Raw genomic sequence first — 21,287 nt, forward strand, 5'->3', positions numbered from 1 at the left:
CTCGGAAGTATTTCCGAGGGTTTTGTGGTTAATTCATATTTAGATAAAAAGTAACAAGCTAATCGCCATCACTCCCATACCGGTAATGAGACCATAGATAGCCAAATGATGTTCACCATATTTTTCAGCTGCGGGTAAGAGCTCATCGAGTGAAATGAAGACCATAATCCCAGCAATTCCCGCAAACACAACACCGTAAACAACTGGGGTCATAAAAGGCATCAGAATTAACCAGCCGACCAAGGCACCAATAGGCTCTGCTAAACCAGATAAAAAGGAATAGGCAAATGCTTTTTTTCGAGATCCAGTGGCCTGGTATATGGGGACAGAAACAGCGATTCCTTCTGGAATATTATGGATTGCAATAGCAACAACGATTGGAATGGCAACCTCGGGAGCTTGCAGAGCTGAAACAAAGGTTGCTAGACCTTCTGGAAAATTGTGGAGGGCTAGGGCTAAGGCTGTCATCAAGCCCATACGCATCAAATCACCCTTTTTGGCAACAGGTACCGCCTCTGCTTCAACTCGTCTAACTTCATGCGGGTTTTCTGCTGACGGTATTAGACGATCGATAATCGCAATCAGTCCGATGCCACCAAAAAAAGCCAGAACAGTCATCCAATTACCAGAGCGTTCTCCCAGTTCCTCTACTAAAAATTCTAGCCCTTTGGGTAAAATTTCCATAAAGGACACATAAATCATAACGCCTGCTGAAAACCCCAGACTAACCGCTAAGAACCTTGTGTTCGTCGCCTTAGCCACAAAGGCGATCAAACTTCCTATTCCCGTACTAAGTCCAGCAATTAGGGTCATAAAAAAGGCTAATACTATATCATTCATGATTCTATTTTACCATGTTTATCAAAAGTTAGAAATGTTTTTGATAGCTTTTTGCATGCTTTAACGACAATATGATATAATAACTAGAAAGGAGGCATTCTCATGTCACAACAGCGTATATTACCCTATATTATTTTGGGGATGTTAGCTAATGAAGACAATCTGACAGGCCGACAAATCACTGAGTTATTTAAAACAGAAATCGGTAATTTTTGGAAAGCTGCTCACAGTCAGGTCTACCCAGAGCTCAAGCGAATGGTCAAAGAACAATGGGTGACTGTCCACAATCGCCCTGCCAATGCCAAAGAGCGCTACTATAAAATCACATCTCTAGGCCAAGAACGATTAGACCAGTGGATCAGTGAACCCAATGACACCCCCCAACAAAAGGATCTCTTCTCTCTGAAAATGTTCTTTATCAAAGACAGTCGTGATCCTAGGATCCCACTCCTTATTGAAGCCCAAATCGACATCTTAAAAGAACAATTAGCTGGCTTTCTGGCCCGCAAAGCTCTGCTCTTTAATGACCGAGAGAAAATTCAAGAAAACTATGGCCATTATTTAATTTTGACCAGAGCCATTGCCCGCTGTCAGGGGCAAATACAGTGGTTAGAACAATCTCTTATTTATCTAGAACATTAGAAGGAAGCGTATTCTTTCAGATTTTCCTAGCATTTTTATCAGTTTGTGCTATAATCATCTATGTATTCTAAACAAGGAGAACATCATGCCAAGCCTACACGCTCATTCCCATTCAACTACCAACTCTGAACTGATTAGCAATCTCGCAAAATCCATTGAAAAAAAAGAAGACCTATCGCGACACAGTTTTGCTAAATACGCTGTCCGCTCAATGTTAGCGACACTTTTCTTAACGTTAGGAAGCGGGATTGCTTTTTACATTTCAAGTCACGCTGACAGTATTGTTCCTCATTCAGGAAAATTCTTTTATGCCTTTATGTTTAGTTGGTCCTTGGTCATGATTGTCTATATGAACGCTGAGCTTGGAACCTCTAACATGATGTACATGACCAGTGCCGTGTACAGTAAGAAATTACGTGTCATGACAGCCCTTAAAATTCTAGGAACCTGTATCCTCTTTAACTTTATCGGCGCTATTATCTTCTCTTATCTACTCTCTTTGACAACTCCCTTTAGCCATCTGGAGCCTGACAACTATCTCTTTGAAGCTGTTTCTCTCAAGTTAGCTAAGTCACCAATGACTCAATTCATCGAAGGGATTTTTGCCAACATTGTAGTTAACACCGCCGTCTTTGTCACCTTACGTATGAAAGATGATTCAGCCAAAGTTTGGGCCATGATTTTTATCATCTATATTTTCGCCTTTCTCGGATTCGAACACGTTATCGCTAACTTCGTTTCCTTCCCATTAGCCTTTTTTGCTAACGGTGGGCCTGTTGAAAACATGACCATCCTAAGTGTCTTATCCAACTTCTTCTTTGCAGCCTTAGGGAACTATGTTGGAGGCGGTCTCCTGATCGGTCTAACCTACTCTTGGCTCAATAAAAAATCTGACGTCTACGTCGACTAATCCTAAAAATCCTCTGAAAATTTTCAGAGGATTTTTGGTTACACATAAATAATTTCCAGGCTACTCAGTTTTTTTATATCAGATTTTTTAAAGATACAAGGCCTTTTTATACTCATCTGAAATCAAAATCTGATAATCTTTATGAAATCCACTAAAGATTTGCTTCCTAAACACCATTAATCTAAACAATACATAAATTTTCTAGCTTATCACAGTCGCACTCAGTCCATTTTATACCGCAGCCTTCAAATCAATCGTCTGTCTAAACAAACAAGGTTCAGATTTTGATTTTAGATGAGTATAAGTAGTTTGTTTGGGCACATCAAAAAACGCTAGTCTATAAGCTAGCGTTTCAGTTTACCCAAATACTTTTTTCAGGACTTCTCCCAGGGTCATGACCCCGATAACTTCAATGCCTTTTGGAACTTTGAGGCCAGTTAGAGAGTTTTTAGGGGCATAGATCTTAGTGAAACCTAGTTTTGCAGCTTCATTGATCCGTTGCTCGATGCGGTTGACCCGGCGTATTTCACCGGTCAGGCCGATTTCTCCGACAAAACAATCTTGGGGATTGGTCGGCTTGTCCTTGTAGCTCGATGCAATGGCTACCGCGACAGCCAGATCAATAGCTGGCTCATCCAGCTTGACCCCACCAGCTGACTTAAGGTAGGCATCCTGGTTTTGCAGGAGCAAGCCCGCCCGTTTTTCCAGAACTGCCATAATCAGGCTAGCCCGGTTAAAATCAAGGCCGGTCGTGGTCCGCTTGGCATTGCCAAAGACGGTCGGCGTCACCAAGGCCTGCACTTCTGCCAGAATCGGCCTGGTCCCTTCCATGGTGACCACAATGGCAGAGCCTGTCGCCCCGTCCAAGCGCTCTTCTAAGAAGACTTGACTCGGGTTGAGGACTTCGACCAAGCCTTGGGATTGCATTTCAAAAATTCCGATTTCATTGGTCGAGCCAAAGCGGTTTTTGACTGCCCGCAAGATACGAAAAGTATGCTGGCGCTCCCCTTCAAAGTAGAGAACCGTGTCCACCATATGTTCCAACATACGAGGACCAGCTAATGTTCCTTCCTTGGTCACATGGCCGACGATAAAGGTGGCCATATTGTTGGTCTTAGCCAGCTGCATAAGCTCGCCCGTTACCTCGCGGACCTGGCTGACAGAGCCTTGGATACTGGTAATATCTGGTGACATCACCGTCTGGATTGAGTCGACAATCAGGAAATCAGGTTGCAATTTTTCAATCTCTGCCCGAATCCGCTGCATATTGGTCTCGGCAAAGAGATAAAATTCATTGTTGATGTCGCCCAGGCGTTCTGCCCGCAACTTGATTTGTTCAGCGGATTCCTCCCCGCTGACATAAAGGACCGTTCCAAGATTGGCCAGCTGGGTCGATACCTGAAGGAGCAAGGTCGATTTTCCAATCCCTGGGTCACCTCCAATCAGGACGAGGCTACCTGGCACTACACCTCCACCAAGCACACGGTTGAACTCATCCATATCAGTCTGGGTCCTTGCCACAGAGCTGGATTGAACTTCGTTAAGTTTGACGGGTTTGGCCTGCTCACCAGTTAGGCTGACGCGGGCGTTTTTGACTTCTGCCACTTCGACTTCTTCGACAAAGGAAGACCAAGCCCCACAGTTGGGACAGCGCCCCAAATACTTGGGCGAATGGTAGTCGCAATTTTGACAGACAAAGGTTGTTTTTTTCTTAGCGATGGTTCTCGTCCTCGATTTCTATGGTTTCTAGGTCAATGGTGTAGGGAATCATTTGGCAATAGTCGATGGTTTCCATAGGGACAAACTGGCGAATCAACATGCCGTGTGCTACGATGGCGACCTTGTCATAGGCCTTGTATTTTTGCAAGGCCTTTAGAAAACGGGCCTTGATTTCCTGCCCTGTCTCGTATCGAACAGGACTATTCTCGACCAAAGCGCCGCCATTGTCCATGAACAGCCGATAGGCTAGCCCCAGCTCAACCTCCGTGTAATTGAGGCCATCGAGGTCTGGGCGCCATTCATGAAAGAAGGGCTCGACCAGGAGGTCCAGCTGACGGTCACGAACCAGATAGGTCGCTGTCTCAAGGGCCCGCGTAATGGAAGACGAAATCACGGTATCGACATCATCTAGCGAAGGGCTTTGGGCCGCCTGCTGGGCCAAGGTGCGACCTCTTGCCGTTAAGGGGGCTAAATCCCGTCCAAAACCAATGTAGGCTTCCGGATGAGTGGCCTTGTCCAACATGCTGTAATCTGGCTCGCTGTGGCGGATAAATAAAATTTCCATGAGAGTGTTAATCCCCAGTGCTACCAAAGCCACCGGTCCGCTCACCAGTCGCATCATCGCCATCGACCACTAAAAAGGGCATAAAGACGCCTTGGACAATGCGCTCGCCTGCCTCAACCGTCACTGGCTCCTCCGTAATGTTTTTCATTTGGGCGAAGATATGGCCTTCATTGTTGGGATTATTGTAGTAATCGCCATCAATGACACCCACCGAATTGATCAGGACCAAGCCTTTTTTACGAGGATTGGACGAGCGATCAAAAAGATAGAGCACCTCGCGGTCCTGCATGTAGGCTTTAACACCTGTCGGTACTAGCTTGATTTCTCCTGGTGCTAGAACCGTGGTCTCTGCGGCACTCAAATCGTACCCCGCAGCATGGGCAGTCTCCCGTTTTGGCAATAGGTTTTCGTCGGTGTAGGTCGATACGAGTTCAAATCCTCTGATTTTCATGATGGCTCTCCTTGGTTTTTTCTTGTTCTATTATACTATATTATTCGGAAATATCAGCTAATCGTCGAAGCTAAATGTGATTGATGAGATAGATTTTTCCATCCATTTGGCATAATCCCGAAACCGTCGCCTGATGGTCGCTTGATGCTTCTGGGAGATCTTTTGCTTGCCTTGGACCTTAAAGGCGATAGTGTTTCCTTTCATCTGAAACGTCCACGTCGCTCTAAGGCGGCCTTTGATGAGAATCAGTGCTGAAATCTGCCCAGCCTTCTTCCAGACACTCGAGTAATCTACGGGATCAATCAGTAGGTCCTTATACTTATAGGAAACCAATAGAGGATCAAATTTCCCTAAGACCAAAACGTCTGGAATGGTCACCTCTTCTTTCCACGTTTTAAAATAGTAACGACGGCCTTCAAAAGTTAGCTGGTTCAGATGAGATAAATCAGTTTCAGTAATTTTAGACTGTTTAACTCCAAAAAAATGAGTAGCATCTGCCAAGGTCGCAGGGCCATAGAAGGAAAAATAAGCCGTTACCAGCTCTCTATAAACCATTTGGGAGGTAGGATGGCCATTGTCCTCCCAAATCACGAGACGGTCATCTGTCAACCACTTCTGGTAGAGACGCCCTCGTTTGGAATTGTAGATAAAAAGAGCAGACCAACGAAATAAGTCTGACCAAGCATCGCCATAAGAATCTGGAAGTTGGTTACGTGAGGGATTTTCAGCAATCAGCTGATATAACCGCTGACTCTCCCTTTCCCCATCAATCCCTTTCTCAGCAAAGTAAGCATCCGGCCACCGAGGAGTGTCAGCAAGATAAGCTGTCATGGTAAGCCAAGCATCATGATCATAAAAATGGTAGGTCTGCCGTTGCCCCCAAGCTAAAATAGCATCGTCCATAGTCTCTCCTACCGACTTTTTAACCCTTAGCCGTGTCAAAATATTAAAGAGACCATGATTCAAATATTGGGATTGAATACCCAAGGAATCCTTGAGAAGTTGGTTGATATCCCTATAGGGCTCAATAAGCCCCTGGTTCCAAAATCGTTGGGCTAAGAGATCTTCTTTACTAATCATACCTCCATTATACCATAGTCCTTGAGACAAGAAACCTTATTCAAAGCATGCAAAAAACCACCCGAAGGTGGTTTGAGGACGTAGACAAACCCTAGTTTTCTGTCAACAGGACATTATCAAGTTCTGCCAAGGATTTAAAGAGTTGATTTTTTGCGAGCTAAGCGAGCAATTATCGAAACTTTCCGCTGTGATAAAAGTGCCTGAGACTATTGCGTTTCAGGCACTCGGAAGTTTTGAGACCTTAGGTTCAAAACTTAGGTTTGGAATCCCGAAGGGAGTCGCTACCGTCCATTATCACCTAAGGAAAGTTTCAAAAGAGACTTTATCTTCAATCTGAAACCATCCGGAGGTGGTTTCTCTATTCAAAAACAAACTGATTATAGTAGAGTTCGGCATAAAAGCCATTTTGGCGGATAAGTTCATGGTGATCTCCTTGTTCGAGGACTTTCCCATCTTTCAAAACAATAATTTCATCCGCATTGAGAATGGTTTTGAGGCGGTGAGCAATTACAAAGCTGGTGCGTCCCGCTACGATAGCTTCCATGGCTTTTTGAATCTTACTTTCAGTGACCGTATCCACATTTGAAGTTGCTTCATCAAGAATGAGGACTTGAGGATCTGTCAGCAGTGTTCTAGCGATTGAGATAAGTTGCTTTTGCCCTGTTGAAAAGACATTTTCATCATCAGTCACATAGGTTTCATAGCCATCTGGTAAACTCATGATAAAATCATGAATATGAGTGGCACGCGCTGCTGTTTCAATCATATGTTGATCGACGTTTTCAAGGCCAAAGCGAATATTTTCCGCAATAGTCCCTGAAAAGAGAACCGACTCCTGCAAAACAATCCCTACACCTTGACGTAAACTATCTAAGTCATATTCGCGGATATCTTTACCGTCAAAACGAATAGACCCTGCATCCACATCATAAAAACGGTTAATCAGGTTCATGATGGTGGTTTTTCCTGATCCGGTTGGTCCCACAACAGCAATCATCTTGCCTTTAGGGGCTGAAATGCTAACATTGTCTAAAACCTTTTGACCAGGTAGGTAGCCAAAGTCAATATTCTTTATCTCGACACCCTCTTTTAACTCAGTAAAGAGCGGAGCGTTGGCAGGTCTTACCTCTTCTGGCTCATCAAACATTTCCTGAATCCGGTGAGCTCCTGTGAAGGCTAATTGTAATTCCGCCCAGCTGGACGCAATATTCATCAAGGGTTGGTAATATTGCTGTGAGTACTGCACAAAGGTAACAACGAGACCCAAAGCAACCGCCGTAGACATGCTCGAATCATTGAGAAGGATAGAAGACCCAATAAAAATTACAATAGCGGTGTTGAGCAAGCTCATCCCATTCATAACTGGAAAGAGCAGGCCACCAAAGAGACGGCCCTTGAAGGTAGCGACCCGTACTTCGTCATTGAGCTCCAAGAAACCATCGATGGTCTCTTCTTGAATACCTTGAACGATAATAGCTTTTTGCCCTGAAATCTTTTCATCCATATAGGCATTGAGCTTCCCGACAGCAGCCTGCTGGCGATTGCTGTATTTACGGGCTAAACGCACAATGACCACCAAGAAGATAAGAGCGATTGGGGTCGAAGCAATGGTCAACCAAGCCAGACGCGTGTCCTGACGGAACATCATCCAAATCATCCCGATATAAAGAGCGATGTTAGAAACCACCTGGGTCAAGGATTGGTTAAAAGCATTTTGAATATTATCCAGGTCGCTGGTAAAGCGAGACAGGATATCTCCGTCCTTATGGCGGTCAAAGAATTGGACCGTCAAGCGTTCCAATTTCCCAAAGAGACCCTTGCGCATCCGGTTGGTCGAATGGGCCACGATGCGTGTAAAGAGGAGGCTGTATATCAAGTTGGCCACCACGGTACAGAGATAGGCCAAGAACAAGCGCAACATGACCGCGTTGAAATCTGCCAGGTCTGGCTTAAAACCGGTTTCCCCGGCTTGACTGGCCGCCATAAATTGCTGGCCGATTTTTCCCATCTCTGTCAAGGATTGCCCGATGAGCACAGGCGTTTTGACCTGCAAGTAGGTGGCAGCAATAACCGCTACAAAAATCACGGCAAAGGAAACCTTGTATCGTTTAAAATAAAACCAAAAGAATCGTGCTGTCTTCATTTTACTCCTCCTTTCCTTTCTGAGTTTCATAGATTTCACGATAGACTGCATTATGAGCTACCAATTCCGCATGAGTTCCCTCACCAATTAAGCGCCCATTGTCCAAGACTAAAATCTTATCAGCCTTAACAACAGATGAGATTTTTTGAGCAATAATAACTGTTGTCGTCCCTTTCAGCTCATGATTAAGAGCTTCTTGAACAAGCTTTTCAGATTTGGCATCGAGGGCTGATGTTGAGTCATCTAGCACCAAGACTTTGGGATTGCCAATAACCCCACGGGCAATGGACATCCGTTGCTTTTGACCACCGGAGAAGTTGTTCCCCCGCTCTTCCACTTCACTCTCGTAAGTCTTGTCCATCCGGTCGATAAATTCCTTGGCTTGGGCAATGCCTGCGGCGCGCTCTAGCGTTTTAAGACTGGCATCCGCCTTGCCTTGACGCAAATTATCCGCAATGGTCCCAGAAAAGAGGATGGCTTTTTGAAGGACGATGGAGACTGTCTGGCGAAGGGTTTTTTGGCTGACTGCTTTCAAGTCACGCCCCCCAATCGAAACCCTTCCTTCTTGTGGGTCGAAGAGGCGTGGAATCAGCTGAGCCAGTGTTGATTTCCCTGATCCAGTCGCCCCGACTACACCCACCATCTGACCAGGTGCAATCTCAAAGGAGATGTCCTTAAGGGTTGGCTCCGTGTCATTGGGATAGGTGAAGCTGACCTTGTCAAAGACGATGCTAGCTTCTAAGTCTTCGTCAGCTACATCCGCAAAAGTCATGGCTGGTTCGGTCTCTAAAACCTCCTGAATCCGTTTCAAGGAAACAGCAGCCCGACTGGCCTGCATCCCCATAAAGCTGACCATGACAATCGAAAACATAATCTGCATCAGGTAGCTCATAAAAGAGGCAATCCCACCGATTGCTTCTGGATTGGACTTGACCATAGTGGACACCAAGTAGATGGATGCAAAGACTGCCATGTAAGACACGAACATTAAGAGCGGCTGCATAACGGAAAATCCATAGCCGACAAAGAGATTGAGTTCAAGGAAATCATTTGAGGCTTCCTTGAATTTCTTGTACTGGTTTTTTTCTTGGACAAAGGATTTAACCACCCGCACGCCCCGTAAATTTTCCTTGGCGATGCTATTAATCTTGTCCATCAGAATTTGGAATTTCCCAAACCGTGGCCCCATCTTGCTCATGACAACCGCCATGACACCACCGATTAAGACAACCATCAAAACAATAATCCACCACAATTCTGGTAGGGTTTTAATGGCCATAAAGAAGGCCCCGATAAAGAGTAAAGGCACCCGCATGAGAATGGTAAAACTCATCATGACCAGGTTTTGAATTTGAGTGATATCATTGGTCATTCTAACCACGAGATTTCCAGCATTAAATTGTTCAATATTGGCATAGGAAAAACTTTGAATCTTTCGAAATGTTTTTTCCCGAATATCTGCCGATACCCCTTGAGCAATTTTTGAAGCTAGGGCTGTATTAATGGCACCTGCTACCATTCCCACTGCTGCTATCAATAATAGCCAGACACCGACATCTGAAATGGCCTCCTTGTCATTTGTCATAACAGCCTGTAGGACTTCTTGTAAATAACTAGGCTGTAGTAGACTGCTTATGACAACTGTCGAGACCATTAAAATCGACCCTAAAGCATACCATTTATAGCGTAAAATCGCTTGTTTAAGCATGATTTCCTCCTGTATATTTCGAAATATTCTCTTTTAATTGATTTACTACTTGGTAGACCACCTTCATATCATCCCAAGAAATGCCTTGAAAAATCTGCTGAATCATCTCTTCATGGAAGGTCTTAAGTGGCTGAATTTTATCAGCTCCTTCTCTGGTTAAAACAACTTGTTTATATCTTCTGTCAACTTTAGAAGGGATGATTTCAATAAAACCATTTTTCACCATACGCTTGACGAGATTACTGGCAACTGATTTTGAGATTTTTAACTCTTTCTCGATATCCTTGACAAAAATCTCATCTCCTCGATGCTTGCTAAGATACAACAGGACATGACCTTGTGGACCTGAGAGGTGTTGTACGTCATTTTTTTTGGCAAGTTCTTCATTGATACTTTCCATTTGTGTAATCAAAACACGAATATCAGATAGAGGGTTAGACATTTTTTCTCCTTTTAGTTTCCATGAGAACTATTTTAGTTCTTATGGGAACTATTGTCAAGAGAAAAAACTCTTTTTGAACTATTTTTTTCTGTCCCTAGCATCTTGTTCATTAAAAGGGTTTTATTCATCTAAAATGGGAAAAAAGGAAGGCTTGTGATATAATAGAAAAAATAGCTTTTAAGGAGTTAACATGGAAAAACAAAGGATTGCTATTCTAGGTCCAGGTTCTTGGGGAACGGCCCTTTCACAGGTCCTCAATGATAATGGTCACGAGGTCTGTCTTTGGGGAAATATTCCTGAGCAGATTGAGGAAATCAACCATCGCCATACCAATACCCGCTATTTCAAGGATATTGTTTTAGATGATGCAATTAAGGCCACAACAGACTTGGAAGAGGCACTCGATAGTGTTGATGCTGTCCTCTTTGTTGTCCCAACCAAGGTCACACGCTTAGTAGCAAAGCAGGTCGCTCAGACACTAAAACACAAGGTCATTGTCATGCACGCTTCAAAAGGACTAGAACCTGGCACACATGAACGCCTCTCAACGGTTCTTGAAGAGGAAATCCCAGAAAATCTCAGAAGTGAGGTTGTCGTTGTTTCTGGACCTAGCCATGCAGAGGAAACGATTGTGAGGGATTTGACCCTCATCACTGCTGCCTCTAAAGACGAAGCAGCCGCGAAATACGTTCAAGGGCTTTTTAGTAACCGCTACTTCCGACTTTATACCAATACGGATGTGATTGGGGTAGAGACAGCGGGTGCCCTCAAAAATATTATTGCTGTTGGGGCAGGTGCCCTTCATGGTATGGGCTATGGCGATAATGCAAAGGCTGCCATCATTGCCCGTGGCTTAGCTGAAATTACGCGGTTGGGCGTTAAGATGGGTGCAAATCCCTTAACCTACAGTGGCCTTTCAGGGGTTGGTGATCTGATTGTAACAGGAACATCTAAACACTCCCGTAACTGGCGGGCTGGTGATGCGCTTGGACGCGGTGAAAAGTTAGAGGATATTGAAGCAAATATGGGCATGGTTATTGAAGGGATTTCCACAACCAAGGTTGCCTACGAACTGGCTCAGGAATTAGACGTCTACATGCCGATCACTCAAGCCATCTACAGCGTCATTTATGAAGGCAAAGACACCAAAGAAGCCATTCTCTCTACCATGACTGGAGAGCTTCGTCACGAGAATGAATGGCAAAAGGATTAGATAGATATGGAAAAGAAAGTTAGAAAAGCCGTTATTCCTGCTGCTGGCCTAGGAACCCGCTTCCTTCCTGCCACTAAGGCACTGGCTAAGGAAATGTTGCCTATCGTTGATAAGCCAACGATTCAATTTATCGTTGAAGAAGCCCTAAAATCTGGAATTGAAGACATCCTAGTTGTTACGGGTAAAGCTAAACGCTCTATCGAGGACCACTTTGATTCCAATTTTGAATTGGAATATAACTTAGAACAAAAAGGTAAAACCGAACTGCTCAAACTCGTCGATGAAACCACTGCCATTAACCTCCACTTTATTCGCCAAAGTCATCCACGTGGTTTAGGAGATGCGGTGCTTCAGGCTAAGGCCTTCGTTGGTAATGAACCTTTTGTTGTCATGCTAGGTGATGATTTGATGAACATCAACGGTGAAGGGGAGCTCTTAACCAGGCAGTTAATCGAAGATTTTGAGTCTACTCATGCTTCAACCATCGCTGTCATGGAGGTTCCCCATGAAGAAGTCTCTGCCTACGGAGTTATCGCTCCAATCGGTGAAGGGCATAATGGGCTTTATTCTGTAGAGACATTTGTTGAAAAACCTGCTCCAGAAGAAGCACCATCTAATCTTGCGATTATTGGCCGTTACCTCTTAACACCCGAAATTTTTACTATTCTAGAAACTCAAGAACCCGGAGCTGGCAATGAGATTCAATTGACCGATGCCATTGATACCCTTAACAAGACACAACGTGTGTTTGCGCGTGAGTTCAAAGGAAATCGCTATGACGTTGGTGACAAATATGGTTACATGAAAACCTCCATCGAATATGGACTTAACCATCCCCAAGTCAAAGATGACCTCCGTGATTACATTATTCAGCTAGGGAAGGCCTTAGAAAACAGCTCAGGTGATCATCTAGCTGACGATTAAGACGACTTATAGCTTTGAAAAAACCTAGACATGCTTAAACGTGATTTGATAGTCATCCGTTCTATCTGAGTCTCCTAGTCTCAATGTTATTTTTCATAAAGTAAGAATTGTTAACATTTAAATAACCTCTTAGAAATGGTCTCATGGTTAGACCTTTCTAAGAGGTTTTATTTTCGCAAAATATATCAAAAAACTAATATAATCTTTACTTTAATCTATATGTGGGTTGCCCTGTTCTCTTTAAAGAATCCTGATGGCAACCATGCCAAGGACCAGAATCACGTAGGTTAGCAAGGCTAGATGGCGCTTCCCTGAGGAGAAAATCCCTTCTTCTCCCCTAATCGGAATAAAGACGGCGCAAAGAGCTCCGCCAATTGCTCCACCAATGTGGCCGGCATTTCCGACACCAGGCGTTAACAAACCAAAAACAAGGTTGATTACGAGGAGCCCCATATAATTTTGACCTAGAACTCTAATATAGGGACTACGAGCCACATAGCGCAGCATGGCCAGCGAAGCAAAGAGGCCAAAAATAGAGGTAGACGCCCCTGCTGAGACCGTATCAGGTGTTAGGAATAGACCCAAAGCATTGCCCATGATACCAGACAAGAGGTAAAACAGAGAAAATTTAAGAGATCCAAATAACCCTTCTAACTGTTGCCCTAAAAAATAAATAGACAGGCTGTTAAGGAGGATATGCTGCCACCCGATATGGACAAAAATAGGTGTTATTAAGCGCCATAGCTGACTAGGGTCTTGCTCTATCGCCCGTCCGTACATGCCACCAAAATCAAAAATCGTTTGGGCAGTCGTAGCTGACCCGAATCGTAACAGTTGCATGGTCAGAAAAATAATCCAAGTTAGCCCCAATATCGCTGTCGTCACCGGGTACCGTTTAGCAAATGTCCAATTCATAAATAACCTCCTGTACAGGCAAGTCATGGGACTCTGCCTCAAATGCCTGTAATTGAAAGGCATAACACAGACTAACCGTTTGCCCTTTGTAATCCGCTAAATAACGGTCATAATAGCCACCTCCAAAACCAATGCGATAACCAGCACCATTCCAGACTAGACCAGGTACTAGGATCAAATCAATGGCATGCTTAGGAAATGCTATCTCACTCAGGGGCTCACGGACTCCAAAAGAAGAAAGAGTTAGTTGCTTAGGATGGTAAACCACAAAAATCATTTTTCCCTGGCCATAGGTTTTAGGCACTAGCACTTGTTTCCCATCTTTTAAGGCTTGCTCAATGATGTTATCCGTATCCACTTCAAACGGCATGGCCAAAAAGAGAGCCAGATTTTGGCTCTGTTGATAGGCTGAACTAGCCAAAAAAGCTTTTGCTAGTTGTCGATCCCTAATCGCTTTTTCGTCAGGGGATAAGGCTTTTAGTTTTGCTAAAGCTTCCTGACGCAGTCGGCTTTTCATGCATACTCCTTAATTAAGACGGCTACCTAAGAATTGGCTAACCTTCGCCACCCCAAAGGGAATAGCTTCTTCCTTCGGACTCATCATCGGATGGTGAAGAGGGTAAGGCGTGTCTACTCCTAACCAAAACATCACGCCAGGAACTTTACTCAGTAGGTAACCGAAGTCTTCTCCAGTCATGGCTGGTGCGATGTCAATCAGATTAACATCCTTATCATCTTCATAGAAAGCCATTAAATTGGCAGCCAAGTCTGGTTGGTTTTCAACCGGCAAATAACCAGCTTCAATTAACTCAACAGTAACCGACATATCAAAACTCGCTGCGACACCTTCAGCCACTGCCCGCACACGTTCCTGAACATGGCGACTCAGCTCTAAGGTTAAACTTCGAATCGTGCCATGGAGGTGCGCTGTCTCAGCAATAACATTGTTGGTCGTTCCAGCATGAAAGCTACCAAAGGTCACAACAGCACCCTCGATCGGATCAACACTACGACTGACGACTGACTGAACCTGAGTAATAAAATAACTCGCTGCAACCAGAGCATCCTTAGCTGTATGCGGAAAAGCCGCATGTCCTCCCTGCCCTGTGAAGGTAATTTTGACCTCACAGGTTCCTGCAAACAAGGTAGTCGTGTTGGTTGCGATATCCCCCACCTTCAAATCTGGTCTGATATGAAGGGCGTAGAACTCATCTGGCATGTAAGCATCAAGAGCTCCTGCTTCAAACATCAGCTTACCACCTGCTAAGTTTTCCTCAGCAGGCTGAAAGAGAACGACAAGGTTATGTTTAGGCTGTTGCTTGACCATTTCATGGATTAACCCCAAGGCAATGGTCATGTGAACATCGTGGCCACAGGCATGCATCCGTCCTTGATGTTGACTCGGAAAATCGAGGCCTGTCGCCTCATTAACAGGAAGACCATCCATATCTGTTCGCCAACCGATAGTTTTTTCAGGGGCGAAGCCAGCTAAATGGACGATAATACCCGTCTGCCAAGTTGTTACCGTCGAAAAGTCGCACCCTGCTAAAAGCTCTTCCAGTTTAGCCAGAAGATAGGCCTGTGTCTTATATTCTTCAAGACCTATTTCAGGAATCTGGTGCAGGTCGCGTCGGGTTTGAATGAGATTAAATGTCATATTAGAGGTTACGAAGCGCTTCTTCTAACGCTGTTTTTTGTTGGGTTTGAGCATCGATTTCTTTAAGCACTCGTGCTGGAACACCGGCTACTACTACATTTTCAGGAACATCCTGTGTGACAATAGCACCTGCTGCAACTACAGAGCCATTTCCGATTTGGACACCTTCAATCACCACTGCATTGGCGCCGACAAGCACGTTGTCTCCCACACGGACAGGCTGAGCCGAGGCTGGTTCGATAACGCCAGCTAAGACAGCACCAGCACCGATATGACTGTTCTGACCGACAGTGGCACGTCCACCTAAGATAGCTCCCATATCAATCATGGTCCCTGCACCAATCTCAGCACCGATATTGATAACAGCTCCCATCATAATAACTGCATTGTCACCGATAGATACCTGATCGCGGATAATCGCACCTGGTTCGATTCGAGCATTGATCTCCCTTTTGTCTAGTAATGGCACAGCTGAGTTGCGACCGTCTTGCTCGACGACATAATCCACATTTTCCGTCATTGTTGTCAATAAAGGCGCGATAGCACTCCAATCTCCAAATAGAACATTTCCAAGTTTCACCACTCCATCTGGTACTTGCCCAGAAAGCTCTCCTTCAAAGGTCACTTTAACATTGGTTTTCTTTACGGCATTACCAATAAAGGCAATAATTTCTTGCGCTGACATTTTCGTTGCTGACATAGGATAAGATTCCCCTTAATTTTCTAAATTTTCATATCATTATATCAGAAAATTGCCTATCTTTCAAAAAAGACAACGTGAATGATGGATAAGAGATAGGACAGACAAGCAACTAAGAGAAAAATAATCAAGAAGTCGCCAAGTATCTGTTCTTTTTGGTAACATTGAAGCCAAAACTGTCCTCATTTATTTCGGTTTTCGTTACCTGGATACAAGCTTTTCGGCATACAAAAACGAGAAACGATAGCCTCTCCTTTGGAGCAATCCTTTCCCGTCCTTTTTAAAACGATTACACTGGCAAACTGACTGATGTCTATTCCTCTGCTTCAGGTCCGTCATGAAGCTTATCCCAGATAACAACTGTCCCACTTGCTAGGCTTTTAGGAACATCAATAATGCGTTGATTGGACGAGCCCCGAAATTGAAGCATGAGGTTTTTCTTGGTTCGGTCAAAGCGACCATCAACAAGAATATCGATGAGACCTAGCAATTCCAACTTGTCCTCGGTTTCCAACTTCAGCTCTTCCCAGGTATAGCCTGTCCAAGACCAGATGTCCTTGTCTGGTAACTCTTGACGAACCCGCTTGACCAACGGGAGGAGGATACCCGTATTTAAGAAGGGTTCACCTCCCAAGAGGGTTAAGCCCTGCACATAGGGCTGAGCCAAGTCAGCCATGATTTGCTCCTCCAGCTCTGCTGTGTAAGGAATTCCTGCCTTGAAGTTCCAAGTCGCCACGTTGTAGCAACCTTCGCAGTGAAAGAGACAACCACTGACATAAAGACTGCAACGGACACCCTCACCATCGACGAAGTTAAAGGCCTTGTAATCGATAATCCGTCCCTGACTGAGTTCCTCAGCCTTCCATTCCTGAGGTTTTGGATGGTTCATACAAGCCTCCTTCTCATAAAATCGTCACTAGACTAGGTCTATCCAATAAAACTCATGGGGACCTTGCGTCTTCTCGTACTGACCGCCAGTAGCAATAATGGTGCGTCTGCTGGTTTCGTTCTCTGTGAGACAGGTCATTAAGACACGCTCAAAACCTTCTTCTTTAGCTTTTAACAGCCCTAAGGAGAGTTGTTTTTTAGCCAAGCCCTGACGGCGCTTAGCTGGTCGGATAGAGTAGCCAATGTGGCCATATTCTGTTAACACAGCTTCCGTTTCTGTTGTTCTAAGTGCTAAAATACCGATTATCTCTTGCTTTTCCCAAGAGAAAAAAACCTTAAAGGGACCCATACCACATTGGATGGCATCTTCAGATTCCTGCTGATGGAGTATAGCAATAAACTGGTCATAGTTGTTTTCTGCTGCTGCCCAAATCGTTGAGGCCACGCTGATCCGGGTGCCATCACCCTGAAACTCTGAGAGCATTTCCAAAAAAGCTGACTTGTCTTCTAGTCTTGGCTGACGTCATTCCATGTTAATCCTCCAAAAGCTCAGTGCTTACCCAATACCGCTCTGTGCCTTCTCGGACATCCTCCAGCACACCGCCGTTGGCCATAATGGTGGCCCGGCTGGCTGGATTGGTCTCCGAGCAGGTAATCAGGGCTTTTTGAATATTTTTCTTAGGGCATTCCATAAGCCCTAAGCGCAATTGCTCTTTGGCGTAGCCCTTACCCCGCTCGCTGGGTCTAATAGAATAGCCGATATGCCCACCTTTTTGGAGTAGAGTGTCATTGAGCCGCAGGCGGAGGTGAAGAAAGCCTAGCGCCCGTCCAGAATCCTCAAAGGAGACAAATTGGATTGCAGGCACAAACGTCTCAGGAACATTAATGCCCATCTCCGCGTCCGCATTATGTTGGAGCCAGTCATCGTAGTCAAAGTTCTCAGGATTCCAGAAACCACCGTCTGTGGCAGAGCCTGTCTCGATAAATTCAGCCATCATTTCCTCGACAGCAGCTTGGTCTTCTTTTTTTGGTCGGCGTAGTTGCATGGCATTCTCCTTATTTCGGTAAGGTGACATCGAGCGTTCCACTAGTCGTTTCGGAACGGTTGATTTGGTCACAAATCCAGTGACTTAAAAGACTTGAGCTTGGCGAGACAGGATTTTCTCCTGTCTCGAGAGCTGTCAAAAAGGCGTCGACGATATTTTCAAAGCCACGCTTTTCAAGGGTTCTTGCCCATGAGCCAAACCCTTTGATGAATTGGTCACCGCCCTGATGAACCGTCAGGTCCGTCAGGTCTTGAAGGTGGTAGCTCCCTTCTGGAGACTGCACTTCCATGACTTCCTTGCGCGAGCCCGATTGTAGGTTCATTCCAACCATGACCGTTGTTGAAGGGCTATGAAGCACAATACTGACTTGACTCAGCAACTCTCCATCCTTATGGTAATGAAACTGTCCAGAGACTGGTGCATCATCTAGGAGATAAAGCGCCGTATCAAGGGGATGAATAAAGAAGTCAAAGAGCTTAAACTGCAGATCTCCTGGGCGGTTGACATCGTTTTTCTCGACAAAAATCTTGGTCTTGTTTGGAACAGCTTTGAGCTCCGTCACTCTAGGCGCAAAGCGACGGTTAAAGCCTGTCATCAAGAAGGTTCCGTGTTCCTCCGCCAAGTCATAGAGATGCTTAGCATCTGCATAACTCTCAGCCAAGGGTTTATCCATATAGACAGGGATGCCAGCTGTTAAAAATTGGCTGGCAATTTCCACATGGACGTGAGTCGCAGCATGGATCATGACCCCATCAAGATCAGTTGCTATCAGATCTTTGATGGTAGCATAGGATTTGACCTGAGCAAACAGACTGACCACCTGATCTTTAATCTCTGCATTTCGCGTAAAGATATGCCACTCGACGTCAGTGAGTTGACGGAGGTAGGGCAAGTATGCTTTTTGGGCAATACTGCCCAGACCGACTAATCCTATTTTGAGCATAGAGGCCTCATTTCTTCTTGGCTAATTTTTGAGCGAACTGAGCCTTGAGGTCTTGGGCTTTTGAAGCCTCTCCCTTAACACCTTTTGAGTGTTTCTCGTGGAAACGCTCGACCTGTTTCATGCCCTTATAATCTAATTGGTATTTTCCCATGTCTCTTGTCCTTCTGAGCCTAAGGCTCCCTTTCTTGCTGTTTTAAGGCTCTATTTTACCACATTAGTGCCCTGGTGTCTTGATGGTTGAGCCGTTCATGTGTTTGACACGCGCTGAAATCTCTTTGTGGCGGCCATTGACCATGGGTCTGGCCTGCGGATTTCCTAAATAGCCACAGGTTCGTTTGACGACATCGACTGTCCTGGGGTCATAATTACCACAGTTAGGGCATGTAAAGCCTCGTTCGGTCGGTGTAAAGTCTCCTTCAAACTGACACGCGTAGCATTTGTCAATCGGGGTATTGGTCCCTAGATAGCCCACCCGATCATAGGCATAATCCCAAACTACCTCAAGGGCTTTAGGGTTCTGCTGAAGAACAGGGTACTCGCAGTAGTGGATAAAGCCTCCGCTAGCGCCGACCTCTGGGTAAATCTTTTCAAAATCCAATTTTTCAAAAGGTGTCGGGTTCTTGCGCACATCGTAATGGAAGGAATTGGTATAGTATTCCTTGTCCGTGATGTTTTCGACAATGCCAAATTTTTCCGTGTCGAGACGGCAAAAACGGTCGGTCAAACTTTCAGACGGTGTCGAATAAACCGAGAAATGATAGCCATAGCGGTCTGACCACTCTTCTGCCAAATGTTTCATTTCACGAATAATGTCAACGGTAAAGGCTTTGGCTTCCGGATTGGTTTCCCAGTCGCCACCATAAAAGACCGAAGCAACCTCATAGAGACCGATATAGCCCATCGAGACAGTAGCTCGGCGGTTTTTAAAGACCTCATCGACAGCTTCATCCTTATTGAGACGTTGACCAAAGGCGCCGTATTGATAGAGAATAGGGGCGTTGGCCGGTGTTGCTTCCTTAACCCGCTCTACCCGGTAGACAAGAGCATCATGAAGGATCCCCATCCGCTCTGCGAAAAGTTTCCAGAATTTGTCTTTATCTCCAGCAGATTCCATAGCGATCCGAGGCAGATTGACAGTTACCACACCGAGGTTCATCCGACCTGAATTGACCTCCACACCATTCTCATCCTTCCAGCCCTGCAAGAAGGACCGACAGCCCATTGGCACCTTGAAAGAACCTGTTAATTCCACAATCTTATCATAGCTGAGCATATCAGGGTACATACGCTTGGTCGCACAGGCAATGGCGAGCTGTTTGATGTCATAGTTGGGTGAGTCTGGCTCCAAATTGAGTCCGCGCTTAACGGTAAAGATTAGCTTCGGAAAAATAGCTGTCCGCTCTTCTGCACCAAGCCCCTTGATCCGAATGTTGAGAATAGCTTTTTGGATTTCTCTAGCCAACCAAGATTCTCCTAAGCCGAAGCCCAAAGACGTAAAGGGGGTTTGACCATTTGAAGTAAAAAGGGTATTGATTTCGTACTCCAAGGACTGCATGGCATCATAGATATCCTTGATGGTTTTTTCCTTGGCATAGGCTTCTCGCTTGTCAGGCAAAACCCAATTCTCCGCATCTTTGAGGTGCTTTTCATAGTTTTTTGCCGCATAAGGCGCTAGCGTTTCATCGATACGATCTGCCGAACAGCCTCCGTACTGACTAGAGGCCACATTGGCAATGATTTGGGAAATCTGAGCTGTCGCCGTTTGAATAGACTTAGGAGATTCCACATCCGCATTCCCAATTTTGAAGCCATCTCTCAGCATGCCCTCAAAGTCAATCAAACAGCAGTTGGTCATCGGAGTATAAGGGCTATAATCCAAATCATGGTAGTGAATATCCCCTTTTTGGTGGGCATTGGCCACATGTTGAGGAAGCATCTTGAGACCGATGGATTTGCCGACAATCCCTGCGGTCAAGTCCCGCTGGGTATTAAAAACATTACTGTCTTTGTTGGCATTTTCATGAACCACCGCCTGGTCCTTATTAATCAGTTTATCAATGGAAAAATTAATGTCTGTTGCCTGAGCGCGCGCAAAATCACGTTCTTTACGGTAAGTAATGTAGGCATCGGCTAGTCTGTATGCTTTGTTTTCCAAAAGCTCATGCTCGACAATCGCCTGAATCTCATAAATCTTGACATCTGCCTGAAAGCGACTAAAAATCTCTGCCACTATTTGATCTGTAATTTGGCCGATTTCTTGCTCCAAAAGAGGAGTCATCTCACCAATAGCCAAAGCAGCTTTAACGAGCGCCTGATAAATCTTATCCTTGTCAAAAGGAACCCTTCTACCGTCCCGTTTCAAAACAAAAAGACTTCTTACTTCACTCATTTTACTTGCCTCTTTCCTATCCTTTTTAATCTCTGAAAAAATTGTGATGAGTCGTTTCACCGTTTAAAAAGTTTTTTGATTATCTCTGCCATCTATTGTAGCACTTAATAAA

21 protein-coding genes and 1 pseudogene are annotated in these 21,287 nt (G+C 44.9%); 4 read left to right on the plus strand and 18 right to left on the minus strand.

Going from position 1 to position 21,287, the window contains the following annotated elements; translation table 11 throughout:
* Positions 1–39: 39 nt before the first annotated feature.
* Positions 40–843, minus strand: a complete 804-nt coding sequence (gene zupT, locus ACVRYP_RS05420) for a zinc transporter ZupT (RefSeq protein WP_447467810.1) — start codon at positions 841–843, stop codon at positions 40–42.
* A gap of 99 nt (positions 844–942) precedes the next feature.
* Between zupT and ACVRYP_RS05425 the strand changes: the two genes are divergently transcribed.
* Together ACVRYP_RS05425 and ACVRYP_RS05430 are read left to right on the plus strand one after the other, a co-directional pair.
* Positions 943–1,482 carry a PadR family transcriptional regulator gene (locus ACVRYP_RS05425; RefSeq protein ID WP_447467731.1) on the plus strand — a complete coding sequence of 180 codons (540 nt, stop codon included), beginning with the start codon at positions 943–945 and terminating at the stop codon, positions 1,480–1,482.
* A gap of 85 nt (positions 1,483–1,567) precedes the next feature.
* Positions 1,568–2,392: a formate/nitrite transporter family protein gene (locus ACVRYP_RS05430; RefSeq protein ID WP_447467732.1), complete on the plus strand. Its 825-nt coding sequence runs from the start codon at positions 1,568–1,570 to the stop codon at positions 2,390–2,392.
* A 357-nt stretch (positions 2,393–2,749) separates the two neighbouring features.
* Here ACVRYP_RS05430 and radA read toward each other — a convergent pair whose 3' ends face one another.
* From radA to ACVRYP_RS05465, 7 genes are all read right to left on the minus strand, one after another.
* Positions 2,750–4,111, minus strand: a complete 1,362-nt coding sequence (gene radA / locus ACVRYP_RS05435; RefSeq protein WP_447467811.1) for a DNA repair protein RadA — start codon at positions 4,109–4,111, stop codon at positions 2,750–2,752.
* A complete protein-coding gene (locus ACVRYP_RS05440; protein ID WP_447467733.1) occupies positions 4,104–4,676 on the minus strand; it encodes a histidine phosphatase family protein in 573 nt (190 codons plus the stop codon). The genes radA and ACVRYP_RS05440 overlap by 8 nt, the downstream gene beginning before the upstream one ends.
* 7 nt (positions 4,677–4,683) lie before the next feature.
* Positions 4,684–5,127, minus strand: coding sequence for a dUTP diphosphatase (locus ACVRYP_RS05445; RefSeq protein WP_447467734.1), 444 nt, complete (start codon positions 5,125–5,127; stop codon positions 4,684–4,686).
* Between the two features lie 57 nt (positions 5,128–5,184).
* Positions 5,185–6,207, minus strand: a complete 1,023-nt coding sequence (locus ACVRYP_RS05450; protein WP_447467735.1) for a DNA glycosylase AlkZ-like family protein — start codon at positions 6,205–6,207, stop codon at positions 5,185–5,187.
* A 358-nt stretch (positions 6,208–6,565) separates the two neighbouring features.
* The gene (locus tag ACVRYP_RS05455) at positions 6,566–8,350 is read right to left on the minus strand and encodes an ABC transporter ATP-binding protein (protein WP_447467736.1); all 1,785 of its coding nucleotides are present in this window, start codon (positions 8,348–8,350) and stop codon (positions 6,566–6,568) included.
* Between the two features lies 1 nt (position 8,351).
* Positions 8,352–10,058 carry an ABC transporter ATP-binding protein gene (locus tag ACVRYP_RS05460; RefSeq protein WP_447467737.1) on the minus strand — a complete coding sequence of 569 codons (1,707 nt, stop codon included), beginning with the start codon at positions 10,056–10,058 and terminating at the stop codon, positions 8,352–8,354.
* Positions 10,051–10,500, minus strand: coding sequence for a MarR family winged helix-turn-helix transcriptional regulator (locus tag ACVRYP_RS05465; protein WP_447467738.1), 450 nt, complete (start codon positions 10,498–10,500; stop codon positions 10,051–10,053). The genes ACVRYP_RS05460 and ACVRYP_RS05465 overlap by 8 nt, the downstream gene beginning before the upstream one ends.
* A gap of 190 nt (positions 10,501–10,690) precedes the next feature.
* Between ACVRYP_RS05465 and ACVRYP_RS05470 the strand changes: the two genes are divergently transcribed.
* Both ACVRYP_RS05470 and galU read left to right on the plus strand, forming a co-directional pair.
* Entirely contained in the window at positions 10,691–11,713 is a 1,023-nt protein-coding gene (locus ACVRYP_RS05470; RefSeq protein WP_447467739.1) for an NAD(P)H-dependent glycerol-3-phosphate dehydrogenase, read from the plus strand.
* A 6-nt stretch (positions 11,714–11,719) separates the two neighbouring features.
* Complete coding sequence (gene galU / locus ACVRYP_RS05475; protein WP_447467740.1) at positions 11,720–12,637, plus strand: UTP--glucose-1-phosphate uridylyltransferase GalU; 918 nt, start codon at positions 11,720–11,722, stop codon at positions 12,635–12,637.
* 240 nt (positions 12,638–12,877) lie between these two features.
* Here galU and ACVRYP_RS05480 read toward each other — a convergent pair whose 3' ends face one another.
* The 10 genes and pseudogenes from ACVRYP_RS05480 to nrdD form a co-directional block, all read right to left on the minus strand.
* A complete protein-coding gene (locus ACVRYP_RS05480) occupies positions 12,878–13,552 on the minus strand; it encodes a rhomboid family intramembrane serine protease (RefSeq protein ID WP_447467741.1) in 675 nt (224 codons plus the stop codon).
* Positions 13,533–14,069, minus strand: coding sequence for a 5-formyltetrahydrofolate cyclo-ligase (locus ACVRYP_RS05485; protein WP_447467742.1), 537 nt, complete (start codon positions 14,067–14,069; stop codon positions 13,533–13,535). The genes ACVRYP_RS05480 and ACVRYP_RS05485 overlap by 20 nt, the downstream gene beginning before the upstream one ends.
* A gap of 9 nt (positions 14,070–14,078) precedes the next feature.
* A complete protein-coding gene (locus ACVRYP_RS05490) occupies positions 14,079–15,209 on the minus strand; it encodes an N-acetyldiaminopimelate deacetylase (protein WP_447467743.1) in 1,131 nt (376 codons plus the stop codon).
* 1 nt (position 15,210) lies between these two features.
* Complete coding sequence (gene dapD / locus ACVRYP_RS05495; protein ID WP_447467744.1) at positions 15,211–15,909, minus strand: 2,3,4,5-tetrahydropyridine-2,6-dicarboxylate N-acetyltransferase; 699 nt, start codon at positions 15,907–15,909, stop codon at positions 15,211–15,213.
* Between the two features lie 313 nt (positions 15,910–16,222).
* Positions 16,223–16,798, minus strand: a complete 576-nt coding sequence (gene nrdG, locus ACVRYP_RS05500; protein WP_447467745.1) for an anaerobic ribonucleoside-triphosphate reductase activating protein — start codon at positions 16,796–16,798, stop codon at positions 16,223–16,225.
* Between the two features lie 27 nt (positions 16,799–16,825).
* Positions 16,826–17,308 (minus strand): annotated as a pseudogene (locus ACVRYP_RS05505) (GNAT family N-acetyltransferase); the annotation flags it as partial.
* A 22-nt stretch (positions 17,309–17,330) separates the two neighbouring features.
* Positions 17,331–17,843: a GNAT family N-acetyltransferase gene (locus tag ACVRYP_RS05510; protein ID WP_447467746.1), complete on the minus strand. Its 513-nt coding sequence runs from the start codon at positions 17,841–17,843 to the stop codon at positions 17,331–17,333.
* A gap of 10 nt (positions 17,844–17,853) precedes the next feature.
* Positions 17,854–18,786 carry a Gfo/Idh/MocA family protein gene (locus ACVRYP_RS05515; RefSeq protein ID WP_447467747.1) on the minus strand — a complete coding sequence of 311 codons (933 nt, stop codon included), beginning with the start codon at positions 18,784–18,786 and terminating at the stop codon, positions 17,854–17,856.
* Positions 18,787–18,793: 7 nt separating this feature from the next.
* Positions 18,794–18,937 carry a hypothetical protein gene (locus ACVRYP_RS05520; RefSeq protein ID WP_307121281.1) on the minus strand — a complete coding sequence of 48 codons (144 nt, stop codon included), beginning with the start codon at positions 18,935–18,937 and terminating at the stop codon, positions 18,794–18,796.
* Between the two features lie 63 nt (positions 18,938–19,000).
* On the minus strand, positions 19,001–21,175 hold the full coding sequence (nrdD, locus tag ACVRYP_RS05525) for an anaerobic ribonucleoside-triphosphate reductase (RefSeq protein WP_447467748.1): 2,175 nt from the start codon (positions 21,173–21,175) through the stop codon (positions 19,001–19,003).
* Between the last annotated feature and the right edge of the window lie 112 nt (positions 21,176–21,287).

The organism is Streptococcus rifensis, from assembly GCF_053203525.1.

What these genes read in the sequence shown, in the direction of transcription:
- ACVRYP_RS05425 (WP_447467731.1), top strand. Translation starts at nt 943, where the DNA reads ATGTCACAACAGCGTATATTACCCTATATTATTTTGGGGATGTTAGCT.
- ACVRYP_RS05430 (WP_447467732.1), top strand. Translation starts at nt 1,568, where the DNA reads ATGCCAAGCCTACACGCTCATTCCCATTCAACTACCAACTCTGAACTG.
- ACVRYP_RS05440 (WP_447467733.1), bottom strand. Translation starts at nt 4,676, where the DNA reads ATGGAAATTTTATTTATCCGCCACAGCGAGCCAGATTACAGCATGTTG.
- ACVRYP_RS05445 (WP_447467734.1), bottom strand. Translation starts at nt 5,127, where the DNA reads ATGAAAATCAGAGGATTTGAACTCGTATCGACCTACACCGACGAAAAC.
- ACVRYP_RS05450 (WP_447467735.1), bottom strand. Translation starts at nt 6,207, where the DNA reads ATGATTAGTAAAGAAGATCTCTTAGCCCAACGATTTTGGAACCAGGGG.
- ACVRYP_RS05455 (WP_447467736.1), bottom strand. Translation starts at nt 8,350, where the DNA reads ATGAAGACAGCACGATTCTTTTGGTTTTATTTTAAACGATACAAGGTT.
- ACVRYP_RS05460 (WP_447467737.1), bottom strand. Translation starts at nt 10,058, where the DNA reads ATGCTTAAACAAGCGATTTTACGCTATAAATGGTATGCTTTAGGGTCG.
- ACVRYP_RS05465 (WP_447467738.1), bottom strand. Translation starts at nt 10,500, where the DNA reads ATGTCTAACCCTCTATCTGATATTCGTGTTTTGATTACACAAATGGAA.
- ACVRYP_RS05470 (WP_447467739.1), top strand. Translation starts at nt 10,691, where the DNA reads ATGGAAAAACAAAGGATTGCTATTCTAGGTCCAGGTTCTTGGGGAACG.
- galU (WP_447467740.1), top strand. Translation starts at nt 11,720, where the DNA reads ATGGAAAAGAAAGTTAGAAAAGCCGTTATTCCTGCTGCTGGCCTAGGA.
- ACVRYP_RS05480 (WP_447467741.1), bottom strand. Translation starts at nt 13,552, where the DNA reads ATGAATTGGACATTTGCTAAACGGTACCCGGTGACGACAGCGATATTG.
- ACVRYP_RS05485 (WP_447467742.1), bottom strand. Translation starts at nt 14,069, where the DNA reads ATGAAAAGCCGACTGCGTCAGGAAGCTTTAGCAAAACTAAAAGCCTTA.
- ACVRYP_RS05490 (WP_447467743.1), bottom strand. Translation starts at nt 15,209, where the DNA reads ATGACATTTAATCTCATTCAAACCCGACGCGACCTGCACCAGATTCCT.
- dapD (WP_447467744.1), bottom strand. Translation starts at nt 15,909, where the DNA reads ATGTCAGCAACGAAAATGTCAGCGCAAGAAATTATTGCCTTTATTGGT.
- nrdG (WP_447467745.1), bottom strand. Translation starts at nt 16,798, where the DNA reads ATGAACCATCCAAAACCTCAGGAATGGAAGGCTGAGGAACTCAGTCAG.
- ACVRYP_RS05510 (WP_447467746.1), bottom strand. Translation starts at nt 17,843, where the DNA reads ATGCAACTACGCCGACCAAAAAAAGAAGACCAAGCTGCTGTCGAGGAA.
- ACVRYP_RS05515 (WP_447467747.1), bottom strand. Translation starts at nt 18,786, where the DNA reads ATGCTCAAAATAGGATTAGTCGGTCTGGGCAGTATTGCCCAAAAAGCA.
- ACVRYP_RS05520 (WP_307121281.1), bottom strand. Translation starts at nt 18,937, where the DNA reads ATGGGAAAATACCAATTAGATTATAAGGGCATGAAACAGGTCGAGCGT.
- nrdD (WP_447467748.1), bottom strand. Translation starts at nt 21,175, where the DNA reads ATGAGTGAAGTAAGAAGTCTTTTTGTTTTGAAACGGGACGGTAGAAGG.